Origin of the sequence: Chryseobacterium lathyri, assembly GCF_019970085.1 — a bacterium.
Taxonomy (GTDB): domain Bacteria; phylum Bacteroidota; class Bacteroidia; order Flavobacteriales; family Weeksellaceae; genus Chryseobacterium; species Chryseobacterium lathyri.
The window spans coordinates 109,118-122,956 of record NZ_JAHXYG010000001.1 but is presented as its reverse complement, the minus strand read 5'-3'; the positions used below and the strand labels follow the sequence as shown (position 1 = coordinate 122,956).

Below are 13,839 nucleotides of genomic sequence, written 5' to 3'. Positions count from 1 at the left end.
TGATGATGAATCAACAACAATCACTTCAGGGAATCTTATCCATCGCAGCAATCATATGTATGGCGGTAGGCTGGTTCAATTTATTTTCTCCGGAAATTAATGAGCTTCTCTCCAGAAAAGTCTTTTATGTATTGATAGGAGCAAGTTTCTTCGTTCAGGCACCTACGCTTCCTAATAAAAACTTTATGTATGGTATGTATGCAGCGGCAGCACTTTGTGTCATCGGGGCATTTTTACCGGCAGATTCTAAACTTTCAATGCTTAAAACAATCGGTCTTCTTGGAGGAATTGTTATTTCTTTGACTAACAGACCGAGGCGTTCGTAATGTATGGAAGAGCAGATTGTATATGAAGATAACCATCTTCTGGTGGTTAACAAAAAAGTAGGACAGCTTGTTCAGGGCGATAAAACCGGCGATGAATCTTTGCTGGAGTCCATTAAGAATTTTATCAAAAAAAGAGATGCTAAGCCGGGAAATGTTTTTCTCGGTTTGGTTCACCGTATAGACCGCCCAACCTCGGGTCTGGTTATCTATGCTAAAACTTCCAAAGCACTTTCCCGCCTTACCCAGATGGTGAAAAACAGGGAAGTAAAAAAAACATATTGGGCTGTTGTGGGTAAAGAAATGATCCCTCAGAGCCAAAGACTTGTTCATTACTTAAAGAAGAATGAAAAAAATAATAAGGCCATTGTTTTTCCAAAGGTAACAGAAGGAGCAAAAGAAGCGATTTTGACCTATCATGTGATCAAAACCTTAGATAATTATATGCTCCTTGAGATTGATCTGGAAACTGGAAGGCATCACCAGATCCGTGCTCAGCTGTCGAAAACCGGAGTTCCTATAAAAGGCGACTTGAAATACGGAGCGCCTCGCTCCAATCCGGATGGCGGGATTAATCTTCATGCACGGAAACTGGAATTTATTCATCCGGTAACCAAAGAAAAAATAGAAATTACAGCTCCCGTTCCGCAGAATGATGCTATTTGGAGAGCCTGTGAAGAGTAAAAATTACTTCATTCAATCTTTTTAGGTAAAATTTTGAGTATAGAATCTTTTAAAAATAAAATGGCCATTTCAATATTGAGATGGCCATTTTATTTTTAAAACAAATTCAATTTTGCCTATTCTGAAAAAATAACTACCTTCGTCACAACTTTAGGGGTGTCTGTAGACATACAGACTGAGACTTTACCCTTTGAACCTGATCTGGATTATACCAGCGTAGGGAAAAGTAAATGACTTTTGCTGTACATTCTATTGTGCAATAATGGCCATTCCTAAAGTATATTTTAAAATAATTAGGAATGGAACTTACAATCAACCACACAACGAAAACATTTGAAGTACTTCCCGATAATCTGGAAGCACTCATGGCTATGGAAATACCCGGAAAGAAAAAAGGGATAGCCGTGGCTCTCAACAACCGTATTATTCCATTGTCCGACTGGGCAGAAACAATCCTTAAAGATAAAGATTCAGTTTTAATCATTACTGCCACTCAGGGCGGATAATTTTCATTTAATAATACAAAAACTTATGGCTCATTCAATCACTTGTTCGCCATTTCCGAACGCCAAGAAAATTTATGTTGAAGGAAAAATACATCCTATCAGCGTAGCAATGCGTGAAATTCACCTCAGTCCCACAAAGCTTACCAACGGGACGTTGGAAGATAATGCACCTGTAACCATTTATGATACCTCAGGTCCTTATACGGACGAAAATGCATCAATCGATATCATGAAAGGACTTCCAAGAATCAGGGAGCAATGGATACTGGACAGAAAAGATGTGGATATCCTGAGCGGAATCACCTCAGAATACGGAAAAGCCCGCCTTGCAGATTCACGTCTTGATGACCTGCGTTTTGCCTACGATCACAAACCGAAAGTGGCAAAAGAAGGCTTCGAACTTACGCAGCTCTATTATGCAAAACAAGGAATCGTTACCGCTGAAATGGAATATGTAGCCATCAGGGAAAATCAGAGGATAGAACAGCTGGATACGGTTTCCCAGGATATGGCATTTCAACATCCCGGGAACAGTTTCGGTGCCAATACTCCGAAAGGTAAGATCACCCCGGAGTTTGTAAGAGATGAAATTGCAGCAGGAAGAGCAATCATTCCAAACAACATTAACCACCCGGAGAGTGAACCAATGATTATCGGACGTAATTTTTTGGTTAAAATTAATGCTAACATCGGAAACAGTGCTGTTTCATCCAGCATTGAAGAAGAAGTAGAGAAAGCAGTCTGGGCCTGCCGCTGGGGAGCTGATACCATTATGGATCTTTCTACGGGAAAAAACATTCACGAAACAAGGGAGTGGATCATCAGAAACAGCCCGGTTCCTATTGGTACAGTCCCAATTTATCAGGCATTGGAAAAGGTAAAAGGTGTTCCGGAAGACCTTACGTGGGAAGTTTTTAAAGATACTCTAATTGAGCAGGCAGAACAAGGCGTTTCATACTTTACTATTCATGCCGGAGTTTTATTAAGATATATCCATCTTACAGCAAAAAGAGTAACAGGAATTGTTTCACGAGGGGGATCTATTATGGCAAAATGGTGTCTTTACCATCATAAAGAAAACTTTCTGTACACCCATTTCGAAGAAATCTGTGAGATCATGAAGAAGTACGACGTAGCTTTTTCCTTGGGAGATGGTCTTCGTCCTGGATCTATTGCGGATGCCAATGATGCCGCTCAGTTTGCTGAACTTGAAACTTTAGGGGAACTGACCAAGATCGCATGGAAGCACAACGTGCAGGTGATGATAGAAGGGCCGGGCCATGTACCAATGCATATGATCAAAGAAAATATGGATAAGCAGCTGGAAGTATGCCAGGAGGCACCATTTTATACTTTAGGTCCTTTGACGACAGATATTGCCCCAGGTTATGATCATATTACTTCCGGAATAGGAGCGGCAATGATCGGCTGGTTCGGATGCGCAATGCTTTGCTATGTAACTCCGAAAGAACATTTGGGTCTTCCCAACAAAGAAGATGTAAAAGTTGGAGTTATTACTTACAAATTAGCTGCACATGCTGCAGATCTGGCGAAAGGTCATCCTGGAGCGCAATACAGAGATAATGCTTTGAGTAAAGCCAGATTTGAATTCAGATGGGAAGACCAATTCAATCTTTCATTGGATCCCGATACGGCAAGAGCTTATCACGATGAAACGCTGCCGGCGGAAGGTGCTAAAATTGCCCATTTCTGTTCCATGTGCGGTCCAAAATTCTGTTCTATGAAAATTACCCAGGAAATCCGCGATTCTGCAGAAAAAGGCATGTTGGATAAATCCCAGGAATTTATTGAAAAAGGAAAAGAAATTTATATATGATCCTGGTTATCACTCCCGAAACAATAGTTCAAAACGAAACAGAGATCATCAATCAGTTGTTTCAGGAAGGATTGGACCTGCTTCATATAAGAAAACCAATGATAAGCCGGGAAGAAATGAAAAATTTCCTGTATGGTATCGATGAGGAATTTTATTCCCAGTTGGTATTACACGGATATTATGATTTGGGGAAGGATCATCATATTTCCCGGTTTCATTTCAGAGAAGCGGACCGGAACGGTGAAGTTTATAAATCTTATACAGGGCAAGGTACCCTTTCTACTTCTGTTCATGATATTGAAACCTATAATGTGCTGGGAAGAGAGTGGGAATATGCATTTATAAGTCCCGTTTTTCCGAGTATTTCTAAAAAAGGATATGGTAAGCATTCAAATGTTATGAAAGAAATGAAGCATAGAAAAAATTCTAAAGTAAGATTAATTGCATTAGGAGGGATTGACGAAAACAACATCTGTACAGTATTTGAAAACGGAGCAGATGGAGCAGCACTATTAGGTGCGGTTTGGGAAAATGATCAGCCATTAAATACATTCAAAAGATGCAGACAAAACGTCCTTTTGTGATAAGTATTGCGGGATTTGATCCATCAGGTGGAGCAGGCCTTTTAGCGGATATAAAAACATTTGAGCAACTTGGCGTAATGGGGCTGGGTGTTTGCACAGCCATGACTGTTCAGATAGAATCCAAGTGTTTAAGCATAGAGTGGCTGCCTTTAGATGAGATCATAACATCTATAAGTATCTTGATGAAAGAATACCCTGTTGAAGCTATAAAAATCGGAGTAGTAAAAGATTCGGTATTTCTGGAAAAGATCATAGAAACAATACGGTTCTATAATGCCGGAACAAAGATCATCTGGGATCCGGTATTAAAAAGTACTTCAGAATTTTCTTTTTTTGATCTGGAAACCTTACCTCTTTTGAAAGATGTTTTAAAAAAAATTGATCTTATTACACCCAACTATAATGAATACAGGGTTTTGCAAGAATACAATCTTTTAAATCAAGACCAGAATCCATGTGCTGTATTGGTCAAAGGCGGCCACAGAAATGATAGAATAGGAACAGATATTCTGATCCGGAACGGAGAAGAGATTTCATTGGAACCAAACCTTGATGAGTCTTCCGGCTACTATCCGAAACATGGTTCAGGATGCGTGCTGTCTTCAGCAATTGCAGGTTGGCTGGCGAAAGAAGAAAGTCTGGAAGATGCCTGTAGGAAAGGAAAGTTATATACTGAAAAATTTTTAAAAAGTAACCCCTCTTTATTGGGTTTTCATTCAGTTTAATCATGGAAAAATTACAATACATATCTCAGGGACAGACCAAAGAAGAACAGGAATTTAATATCCGGAAAGCTTTAGATAATGGTATAAAATGGCTGCAGGTTCGCTGGAAAAATGCTTATGAAAACGAATTTTTTCAGCTTTGTGAAATTTCAAAAAAACTTTGTTCAGAATATCAGACGGTCTGTATCATTAATGACCATGTTCAAATGGCTAAAGAAATTGATGCAGACGGTGTCCATTTGGGACTGAAAGATGTGTCCATTGAAATGGCGAGACACGTTTTAGGTAAAAATAAAATGATCGGAGGAACAGCCAATACCCTTTCAGATGTCCTTCAGAGAATCAGTGAACCATGCGATTATATCGGTTTAGGACCTCTGAGATTTACAGCTACAAAAGAAAAGCTAAGCCCGATCCTCGGATTTGAAGGCTATCAGGATATTATTAAAAATTTAAAAGACAAATCGATAGCCATTCCGAAAATCTACGCCATCGGAGGAGTTGTCCTTCAGGATATTGAACCTCTTCAGCAGATCGGAATATATGGTGCTGCAGTCTCGGGAGAAATCACCAACCGTCCGGCTGTTATCAGTGAATTTAAAAAAGCAATGATATGAATAATCAGAAATTAATAATAGCAGAGAGAATATTTGATTCAAGACTGTTCCTGGGAACCGGAAAATTCGGAAACCTAAACGAAATGGCGACCTCTGTGATCGCTTCGGGAACAGATATGGTCACCATGGCACTGAAGAGAATAGATTCCGGTGCAGCAGAAGACGGACTGTTGGATTCATTAAAAGAAACCCATGTTCACCTCCTTCCCAATACCTCAGGGGCCAGAACCGCGAAAGAAGCAGTACTGGCAGCACAGCTTGCTAGAGAGGCCCTGGAAACAAACTGGGTGAAACTGGAAATCCATCCCGACCCGAAATATCTTCTTCCTGATCCTATTGAAACCCTGTATGCAACAGAAGAACTGGCTAAATTGGGATTTATCGTAATGCCATACATCCATGCCGATCCTGTACTTTGCAAGCGTCTTGAAGATGCAGGAACTGCTGTAGTAATGCCTTTAGGAGCTCCAATTGGTACCAATAAAGGATTGAGAACATTAGATTTCCTGGAGATCATCATCAGCCAGAGCAATGTTCCCGTTGTGGTAGATGCGGGAATCGGGGCACCTTCTGATGCAGCAAAAGCAATGGAAATGGGAGCTGATGCGGTTCTCGTCAATACCGCAATTGCTGTGGCAAGAAACCCTGTCAATATGGCTTTGGCGTTTAAAGAAGGGGTTATTGCCGGAAGAAGAGCCTTTGAATCGGGATTAGGGGCAATAGCAGATCACGCCGAAGCGTCAAGCCCTTTGACCTCTTTTTTATTTGAATAAAATAGCAGAAAACAATGAACAGCTTTAAAGATGTTTTTGAACGTTATCATTGGGATGAGGTAAGAATCAGACTCGGAAAAGTAACCCATTCAGATGTTCTGAACAGCCTTCGGAAGAAAAATAAAACCTTAGATGATTTTCTAAATCTGCTTTCTCCCGCCGCCGCACAGGAACTGGAACTGATGGCAAAAATGACCCGCCAGCTGACCCAGAAACGCTTTGGGAAAACCATTCAGCTTTATGCACCGATGTATGTCAGCAACGAATGTCAGAATATATGTACGTATTGTGGTTTCAGTCTGGATAATGATGTAAGGAGGAAAACCCTTTCTGATACTGAGTTGATGATAGAAGCTTCTGTTCTGAAATCTATGGGTGTTAATCACGTTCTATTGGTAAGTGGAGAAGCCAGTAAAACAGTGGGAATTTCTTACTTTTTAAACGCTGTCCGCCTGCTGAGACCTCATTTTGCCAATATCTCGATTGAAGTACAGCCCTTATCAGAACAGGAATATTTCCAGCTTCATCAGGAAGGTGTTTATTCGGTGTTGGTGTATCAGGAAACGTATCATCAGGAGGTTTATAAAGAATACCATCCTAAAGGGAAAAAATCAAACTTCCATTTCCGCTTAGACACCCCGGACAGGATTGGAAGAGCCGGAATTCATAAGATCGGACTTGGTGTGTTGCTTGGGCTTGAAGACTGGCGTGTAGACAGTTTTTTCAATGCTCTTCACATTGATTATCTCCAGAAACAATACTGGAAAAGTCGTTTTTCGGTTTCCTTTCCAAGACTCAGACCTGCAGAAGGAATCATTGAACCCAATTTTATCATGGAAGATAAAGACCTGCTACAGCTGATCTGTGCCTACAGAATATGGAATGAAGACCTGGAAATCTCCATATCTACCAGAGAAAATGAAAAATTTAGGAACAATATCATCTCACTCGGAGCAACAGCCATGAGCGCGGCTTCTAAAACAAATCCGGGAGGTTATGCTGTAGATGTAGAATCTTTGGAACAATTTGAAACCAGCGACGAACGGAGTATGGAAGAAGTAAAAGCCAGCATCAGAAAAGCAGGTTACGATCCAGTGTTGAAAGACTGGGATCCGGCATATAGCGGAATTTAAAAATTAAACCATTAAGAACATTGAAGTCATTAAGTCTAATTAGGAAAAATCAATAGATTTTTTTAATCTTAAAACGGAGCTTATCTTAATATTTCTTAACAGCTTAAAAATCTTAATGGTTCAAAACAATTTTGGAATGAAAAGCGAAGATATTTTTGCAAGATACAGCCGGCAGATATTTATCGAAGAAGTTGGTCTGGATGGGCAACGAAGAATAATGGCTTCCAAAGTCCTTGTCATTGGGGCAGGAGGTTTAGGAAGTCCGGTCATTCAGTACCTCGCCGCTGCCGGAGTCGGAACTTTAGGTGTGGCAGATTTTGATGAGGTGGAACTTCACAACCTGAACCGCCAGATCATTCACAATGAAAATACAGTTGGGATTTTTAAAATTAAAAGTGCAGAAGCCTTTGTCAATACCCTTAATCATCAGGTGAAATTTGAAGGATTTAGTACGAAAATCAACAGTTCAAACGCAGAAGAAATCCTTTCACAGTACGATATTATAGTAGATGGATCCGATAATTTTACCACCAGATATCTGATCAATGATACCTGCGTTAAACTTGGAAAACCGTTGGTGTACGGAAGTATCCTGGGATTTTCAGGACAAACCGCAGTATTCAATTATAAAGGAAGTAAAAACCTTAGGAATTTGTTTCCGGAACCACCTTTTGACGAAAATTTGCCTGACTGTGACAGTCTCGGAGTTTTGGGAGCATTGCCAGGCATTGTAGGGAGTATGATGGCTATGCAGGTTTTAAAGATCATCACAGAACTTCCTGTGCAAGCAAATCAGCTTACCCTTATTGATACTCTGAACTGGAGATTCCAGACCATAGATTTTTAAATTAACCTGGGTTGGGGTTAAGGGGCAGGAAGCTGGAAGAGGGAGGCTGGAAGTTAATAGTTTACCCTTATTAAAAATTTGATGAAGGCATAAAGATTAATAAAGCTTACTGTAGTTCTGTTTTAGGGACAATGTCTTCCCTCTTCTGGCTTCAAACTTCATGACATTCTTAAAAAAGGAATATCCTACCCGGACTCAGGTTAAATTATATTGTTTTAAATAAATGAGGCAGTAAAATTTCTTTACTGCCTCATTTTATGATTTTTAATTCTAAAAAATTACTGTGCCTGCTGCATAACGCCTGTGTCTTCTTTTTTAGTTTGGTTCAGAATATTTGGATCTTCCTTAGCCAGCTTATTCTTGGTAGGAATTTTGTAGTTAATTGAAATTCCAAAGTTTCTCGTATCATACTTACTTCTGATCATTACAGGCTGGCCTTCAGGCGGATTGGAATACACCTGCATCACTTGTCCGTTGAAAATATCATTCGCGAAAACGGAAACGGTAAGACGGTTGTTCATGAACTTTTTCGTCAGTGTAATGTCAAGATTATTATTGAATGGTTTATCCGCTGTAAAATAGAAATATCCGGCCTTAGGCGTCAGGTAACTATAGTTGGCGGTCAGTTTTATGTCTTTTGGTAAAAGCAGCTGGGTCATGATATTAAAGATCCAGAAGCCTTTATTGTTTAAATTATCAATATCGTGTTTCTGGTAACCTGCATACAGATACATAAAGTTAATTTTGTCAGGGTTAAAATTAAACTTCATGATCTCGCTCATCGGCTTGCTGAAAATCATAAACGGGATAGGAAGACCTACATTAAAGTTATGAATTTTCATATTCGAAATATTCACCTGCTTATTGTAAAGGTTCTTCCCGTTTTTCATGATAATCTGTGCTACCTGATCTTTTGCAGAACTTACACTGTACCCAATGAAGGCATAATCAAACGCCGAAACTTTCAATTCATAATTATCAAAGATCGTAGGCTGAAGATCCGGGTTACCGGTAACTTCCGTATTCGGGCTGGCAAAGATTACGTTGTTCGGGTTCAGGGCAGAAATACTTGGCAGAGTAATCTTTTTGTTGTAGTTCGCTGCAATATAGACCTGATTCATCAGGCTATACTGTACGCTTGCATTCGGAAAAAGCTTGAATTTATTGAAAGGTGTTAAATCTCTTTCCAGAACAGCATTATCCTTTATGGTTCTTGTAATCCCGGAAATATCATAATTTTCCGCTCTTGCTCCTAAAGTAAAGTCAAACTTTTTCAGTTTAGCCTGAAATTCAAGGTAGGTAGAAGCCGTCTGCCTTTGGTATTCCAGATTGGTCAGGCCTTTACTTTCCGTATCATAATCCTGTCTCTCATATAAACCTCCCAAACTCACTTTTCCACCATCCAGAAGCTTGATCGGCTGTGAATAATCTACCTTGAAGTTAGCAACCCTCATATCCGATTTATTATCAAGTACATTTTCGCCGCCTACATTAAGGAAAGGTTCTAACGGGGTCGTATCAGTGTAAAAACCTCTCTGGAAGAAATTGTCCTGGGAGAATTTAGATGTAGCCTTAGTATATCCAAACTGGAAGTCCAGCTTTTGAGACTTTTCGCTGAAACGCTTCTGATACGTTACAACAGCTTCCTGCCTCAGGTTGTTGGTATGGGCAACATCGGATGCTTCATAATCGGCTTCCCGGTACTTGACAGGATTAAGGCTGACAGGGATGTCGGCAAGTCCTCTGCTCGCCGTATAGTTATCATTATTGTTGTGATAAATATCGTAGTTCAGCAATAATCTGTCCTGTCCAAGATCAAAAGTCAATCCTGATTTTGCAAAATATCCGCGTCCTATTCTGTCCGTATTGTTGTGAAGAAGAACATCCTGATCGCCATTCAGCATACTTTCGCGATAGTTTTGACCAACATTCAGCTGCCATCCGAAATATTTATTTCTGGCATTCAGATTTAGAGAATTGGTGGTTCTGCTTCTGAATTTATCGTAATTGGTAAACGAATAATTTCCTGAATATGTTGCTGTTAAATACTTATTGGCATTCTTATTCGTAATGATATTCATGATGGCACCTCCTGAGGTAGCCGGATATTCTGCTCCCGGCTGGGTGATCACTTCTATTCTGTCTACCGAGTTGGCAGGCATCCCTTCAAGAAAAGAATTCAGTTCGTTTGAAGTAATATTTAAAGGTCTTCCGTTCAGGTAAACATCCAGGATTTTTCCCTGGTACATCATTCCGGCAATATCTGTGGAAACCAGTCCCGGAAGTTTCTTTATACCTTCCAGAACATTCCCGTTATTAAGCTGTGGCTGTTCAGAAAAGTCAAAAATAGTACGGTCTGCTTTCTGTTCAACGGCTTTTTTAGTTTTGGTAATGACTACGCCTTCAATCTGTTTCTCTTTGTTTGGGGAGGCATTGGTTTTTTCCTGTGAATAGGCAAAAAAAGACGCCAGCAAAGACAGCGTGAATATAGTTTTTCTCATAATGTTTTTTACTACTATCCAGTTAGACGTAAAAAAAGCTCATTTGTTACGGCGAAATTTGCGAAAAGTTAAATTTTTGGGCAATTATTTTTTTTATTCCGAAATAATTATATCTTTGCCAGGTAATTATCAAGAATCTCATAGATGGGATAGCAACCTGCAAAAACAAGCAAGGTGCTGAAATAGATAAGCCGGCATGCCCGGAAAAAATGTTTATTCTCTATTTTCTTCCCATCTTGACATTTTTGTTTTAAAAATAAAATCAATGTTTAAAGACAAGGGAAACCACAAGACCAATTTAAATTTTCGTTTCTCAGATCATGAAGTATCACTTCGTTATTCTGACCTGCTTTCATGCCATACTCACATGTGTACGTGTTGTTGTTTCTAGACTTCTTTAAAAAATAATTCAATCATTCAGGCTTTTGACCGTAACCTTAAAATAAAGGTTGCAGGAAAACTATGGCCTGAAGTCAAACAAACAATCAGTAATAAAAAATAGAAAAGCACATGCATACTTTCAACAAAAAAACAATCATAGCTTCAGCAGCATTCATTTCAGCATTTTATTTTGGACAGTCGGATTCTGCATCATCCAAAAAGATCGATGATGTAGTGATCCTGGGATCGAGAGGAGCCGGAAGATCTCTTACAGAAACTCCGGTTCCGGTAGATATCATCAATATCTCAAAGATCTTAAGACAAAGTCCTGTTAATAATATAAGTCAGGCCCTTAATTACGTGGTGCCCTCTTTCTCTTCTACTTCACATACGGTGAACGACGGAACTGATTTCGTGGATCCCGCTTTGCTAAGAGGACTTGGCCCGGATCAGGTGCTGGTATTGCTTAATGGAAAAAGAAGATACCAGTCTTCGTTGATTAATGTTACATTGACACCGGGAAGAGGCTCGGTGGGAACGGATCTTAATGCGATTCCTGCATTTGCCTTGGATAAAATAGAAGTACTGAGAGACGGTGCTTCTGCCCAATACGGTTCTGATGCCATTGCCGGAGTCGTGAATTTAGGACTTAAAAGACGGCTAGGATTATCGGGACAGGTTTTCCTGGGAGGATATGCTTCACCAGTTGCCAATAATTTTTCCGGAGGAATAGATGGACAGACCATATCTGCAGACCTCAACTATGGAGCGAGAATAGGTGAAAAGGGATTCATTAATGTAACTGGATCCGTGCAATACCGTGATCCATATTCAAGAGCGGGAGAACGTCAGGGACCCATCTTTAATGCTTATAATGCCATTAATTACAGAGCATTGCAGAACGGAGTGGATATCGATGGATTATATAAAAACATTACCAATACTTCCAACACTCAGCAGATCATCAATACAGTCAAGCAATATGCATCACAGGTTGATTATTTTTCGCAGGATTTTAAAAACCAGATATCAGGAGCTAACAGCATTGCAGCATTGCAGGGTTTACTAGGGAAAGACTTTACAAATCAGGAGCTTAGCTACAGAGGATTGGAAAGAAAAGATTTCAGCCTTAGGGCAGGACAGTCCAAGCTGCAGTCTGCACAGCTTTTTTTCAACTCTGAAATTCCGGTTAATGAAGACTGGAAAGTGTATTCCTTTGGAGGATACAGCTACCGTTTGGGAAATGCAGGTGGATTTTACCGTCTTCCGAATACAGAAAGAAACATCAATGCTGTTACCCCGAATGGATACTTGCCGCAAATTGAAGCCAATGTGAATGATTATTCTCTAGCTGGAGGAATCAAAGGAAAATGGAACGGCTGGAATGTGGATCTGAGCAATACTTTTGGTAAAAATGCTTTTAATTTTGGAGTGGTGAACACGTTTAATGCTTCTTTAGGAGAAAATTCTCCAAGAACCTTTGAAGCAGGGGGCTCAGAATTCTTACAAAATACGCTGAATCTTGATTTCTCAAAAAAATATGATGTACTTCATGGCCTGAATGTGGCTTTTGGAGGGGAATACCGTTATGAAAACTATAAAGTAAATGCGGGTAATGAAAACTCCTATGTTTCTTATGATGTTTTTGGACGTGTAGTGACTGCTGCTACCCCTGACAATGAAAAAGTAACTGACTTTTTTGGAGCTGTAAGACCAGCCGGATCACAGGTTTTCCCCGGATTCAGCCCGGATAACGCCGTTTTCGGAAGCCGAAACAGTGTTGCCGCTTATGCTGATGTGGAAATTGAACCTACGGATTGGTGGCTGGTAGAAGGAGCTGTGCGATTTGAAAATTATTCTGACTTTGGTTCTACCTTTAATTATAAGCTGGCAACGAATGTAAGGCTGGCTAAAAACTTTAACTGGAGAGGTGCAGTTTCTACAGGTTTTAGAGCACCATCTCTGGCACAGATCTATTACAGTTCAACCTCTACATTGATCCAGAAAGGAGAAACTACCCAGGTAGGGACTTTTAGAAATAATTCCGAAGCAGCTCAGGCTTTGGGAATTCCCAAACTGAAACAGGAGACGTCACAGTCGTACAGCACAGGAATTACATGGAAGATTCCGGCTTTAAGTCTGGTATTTACGGCAGACGCCTATCTTATAAAAATTAAAGATAGAGTAGTGCTTACCGATTTATTCTACCGTCCGGAAGGAAGTTTTGCGCCGGGTTCAGACCAAGCCGTGCTACAGGGAGCGTTCGATCTTGCAAGAGCCAGTGCTGCGAATTTCTTTGCTAATGCGGTAGATTCCCAGACAAAAGGACTGGATATTACAGTTTCTCAGAATACAAGAATTTCGGAAGGGATATCTCTGGAAAATAACCTGGGACTTAATTTTAATCAGACCAGAAGAGTTGGTGATATTCATGCTTCGCCTAAACTGGTAAGTCAGATCAATAATTATTTCTCTGAGCCGAACAGAGTGTATTTTGAAGAAGCTGTTCCACGTATAAAAGCTACGCTTGCCAATACCCTGAAACTTTCAGCACTTACGGTTTCCCTCAGAAATTCCTATTTTGGAAAAGTGACAGATGCTGATGTGCTGGATGCCAACTTTGACGGAGTTACTGAAAGCAGAGAACACTTTGTTCTGAATGAACGTTTTGTGACCGATCTTTCCGTAGGCTATGACTTCAATAAAAACATTTCGGCAACAATAGGCAGCAATAATATATTTAACATCCTTCCTTCGAAAAGTCCTGATATAAGCTCATTAACAGCCGATAATCAGTTTGTGTATTCCAGGCAGGTTTCTCAGTATGGTATAGGAGGCCGTTTCCTGTTTGCCAGAGTAGAATTTAAATTTTAAAATACATAAAAAGCAAAGCAAAAAACAGAGAAGGAATCTCTGTTTTTTGTTAAA

12 protein-coding genes and 2 riboswitches are annotated in these 13,839 nt (G+C 40.0%); of the genes, 11 read left to right on the top strand and 1 reads right to left on the bottom strand.

The annotated features are described in order from the left end of the window. The first annotated feature begins 2 nt into the window (after positions 1–2). The 10 genes from LC418_RS00535 to LC418_RS00490 all read left to right on the top strand — a co-directional run bounded on the left by LC418_RS00535 (position 3) and on the right by LC418_RS00490 (position 8,029). Positions 3–326: a hypothetical protein gene (locus tag LC418_RS00535; protein ID WP_111958537.1), complete on the top strand. Its 324-nt coding sequence runs from the start codon at positions 3–5 to the stop codon at positions 324–326. Between the two features lie 3 nt (positions 327–329). After that, entirely contained in the window at positions 330–1,007 is a 678-nt protein-coding gene (locus tag LC418_RS00530) for an RluA family pseudouridine synthase (RefSeq protein ID WP_223557728.1), read from the top strand. Positions 1,008–1,149: 142 nt separating this feature from the next. After that, positions 1,150–1,247, top strand: a riboswitch (TPP riboswitch). Positions 1,248–1,306: 59 nt separating this feature from the next. Next, a complete protein-coding gene (gene thiS / locus LC418_RS00525; protein WP_223557727.1) occupies positions 1,307–1,513 on the top strand; it encodes a sulfur carrier protein ThiS in 207 nt (68 codons plus the stop codon). A 25-nt stretch (positions 1,514–1,538) separates the two neighbouring features. Then, positions 1,539–3,350 (top strand): phosphomethylpyrimidine synthase ThiC, encoded by a 1,812-nt coding sequence (gene thiC, locus LC418_RS00520; RefSeq protein ID WP_223557726.1) that lies wholly within the window; start codon positions 1,539–1,541, stop codon positions 3,348–3,350. Then, positions 3,347–3,934 (top strand): thiamine phosphate synthase, encoded by a 588-nt coding sequence (locus LC418_RS00515; RefSeq protein WP_223557725.1) that lies wholly within the window; start codon positions 3,347–3,349, stop codon positions 3,932–3,934. Before thiC ends, LC418_RS00515 begins: the two co-directional genes overlap by 4 nt. After that, positions 3,910–4,659, top strand: a complete 750-nt coding sequence (locus LC418_RS00510; protein WP_223557724.1) for a hydroxymethylpyrimidine/phosphomethylpyrimidine kinase — start codon at positions 3,910–3,912, stop codon at positions 4,657–4,659. The genes LC418_RS00515 and LC418_RS00510 overlap by 25 nt, the downstream gene beginning before the upstream one ends. 2 nt (positions 4,660–4,661) lie before the next feature. After that, positions 4,662–5,276 (top strand): thiamine phosphate synthase, encoded by a 615-nt coding sequence (locus LC418_RS00505; protein ID WP_223557723.1) that lies wholly within the window; start codon positions 4,662–4,664, stop codon positions 5,274–5,276. Next, a complete protein-coding gene (locus LC418_RS00500; RefSeq protein ID WP_223557722.1) occupies positions 5,273–6,049 on the top strand; it encodes a thiazole synthase in 777 nt (258 codons plus the stop codon). Before LC418_RS00505 ends, LC418_RS00500 begins: the two co-directional genes overlap by 4 nt. Positions 6,050–6,063: 14 nt before the next feature. Continuing rightward, the gene (gene thiH, locus LC418_RS00495; protein WP_223557721.1) at positions 6,064–7,182 is read left to right on the top strand and encodes a 2-iminoacetate synthase ThiH; all 1,119 of its coding nucleotides are present in this window, start codon (positions 6,064–6,066) and stop codon (positions 7,180–7,182) included. Positions 7,183–7,318: 136 nt separating this feature from the next. After that, positions 7,319–8,029 carry a HesA/MoeB/ThiF family protein gene (locus LC418_RS00490; RefSeq protein WP_223557720.1) on the top strand — a complete coding sequence of 237 codons (711 nt, stop codon included), beginning with the start codon at positions 7,319–7,321 and terminating at the stop codon, positions 8,027–8,029. 278 nt (positions 8,030–8,307) lie between these two features. On the opposite strand, the gene LC418_RS00485 is transcribed toward LC418_RS00490, so the two are convergent. Further along, positions 8,308–10,530, bottom strand: coding sequence for an outer membrane beta-barrel family protein (locus tag LC418_RS00485; protein WP_223557719.1), 2,223 nt, complete (start codon positions 10,528–10,530; stop codon positions 8,308–8,310). A 121-nt stretch (positions 10,531–10,651) separates the two neighbouring features. Beyond that, positions 10,652–10,750: riboswitch (SAM-I-IV-variant riboswitch) on the top strand. Between the two features lie 290 nt (positions 10,751–11,040). On the opposite strand from LC418_RS00485, the gene LC418_RS00480 reads away from it, so the two are divergent. Beyond that, positions 11,041–13,785 (top strand): TonB-dependent receptor plug domain-containing protein, encoded by a 2,745-nt coding sequence (locus LC418_RS00480; RefSeq protein ID WP_223557718.1) that lies wholly within the window; start codon positions 11,041–11,043, stop codon positions 13,783–13,785. Positions 13,786–13,839 lie beyond the last annotated feature (54 nt).

Bases quoted from the DNA above. Each gene is read 5' to 3' on its own strand.
- LC418_RS00535 (WP_111958537.1), top strand. From the start codon at position 3: ATGATGAATCAACAACAATCACTTCAGGGAATCTTATCCATCGCAGCA.
- LC418_RS00530 (WP_223557728.1), top strand. From the start codon at position 330: ATGGAAGAGCAGATTGTATATGAAGATAACCATCTTCTGGTGGTTAAC.
- thiS (WP_223557727.1), top strand. From the start codon at position 1,307: ATGGAACTTACAATCAACCACACAACGAAAACATTTGAAGTACTTCCC.
- thiC (WP_223557726.1), top strand. From the start codon at position 1,539: ATGGCTCATTCAATCACTTGTTCGCCATTTCCGAACGCCAAGAAAATT.
- LC418_RS00515 (WP_223557725.1), top strand. From the start codon at position 3,347: ATGATCCTGGTTATCACTCCCGAAACAATAGTTCAAAACGAAACAGAG.
- LC418_RS00510 (WP_223557724.1), top strand. From the start codon at position 3,910: ATGCAGACAAAACGTCCTTTTGTGATAAGTATTGCGGGATTTGATCCA.
- LC418_RS00505 (WP_223557723.1), top strand. From the start codon at position 4,662: ATGGAAAAATTACAATACATATCTCAGGGACAGACCAAAGAAGAACAG.
- LC418_RS00500 (WP_223557722.1), top strand. From the start codon at position 5,273: ATGAATAATCAGAAATTAATAATAGCAGAGAGAATATTTGATTCAAGA.
- thiH (WP_223557721.1), top strand. From the start codon at position 6,064: ATGAACAGCTTTAAAGATGTTTTTGAACGTTATCATTGGGATGAGGTA.
- LC418_RS00490 (WP_223557720.1), top strand. From the start codon at position 7,319: ATGAAAAGCGAAGATATTTTTGCAAGATACAGCCGGCAGATATTTATC.
- LC418_RS00485 (WP_223557719.1), bottom strand. From the start codon at position 10,530: ATGAGAAAAACTATATTCACGCTGTCTTTGCTGGCGTCTTTTTTTGCC.
- LC418_RS00480 (WP_223557718.1), top strand. From the start codon at position 11,041: ATGCATACTTTCAACAAAAAAACAATCATAGCTTCAGCAGCATTCATT.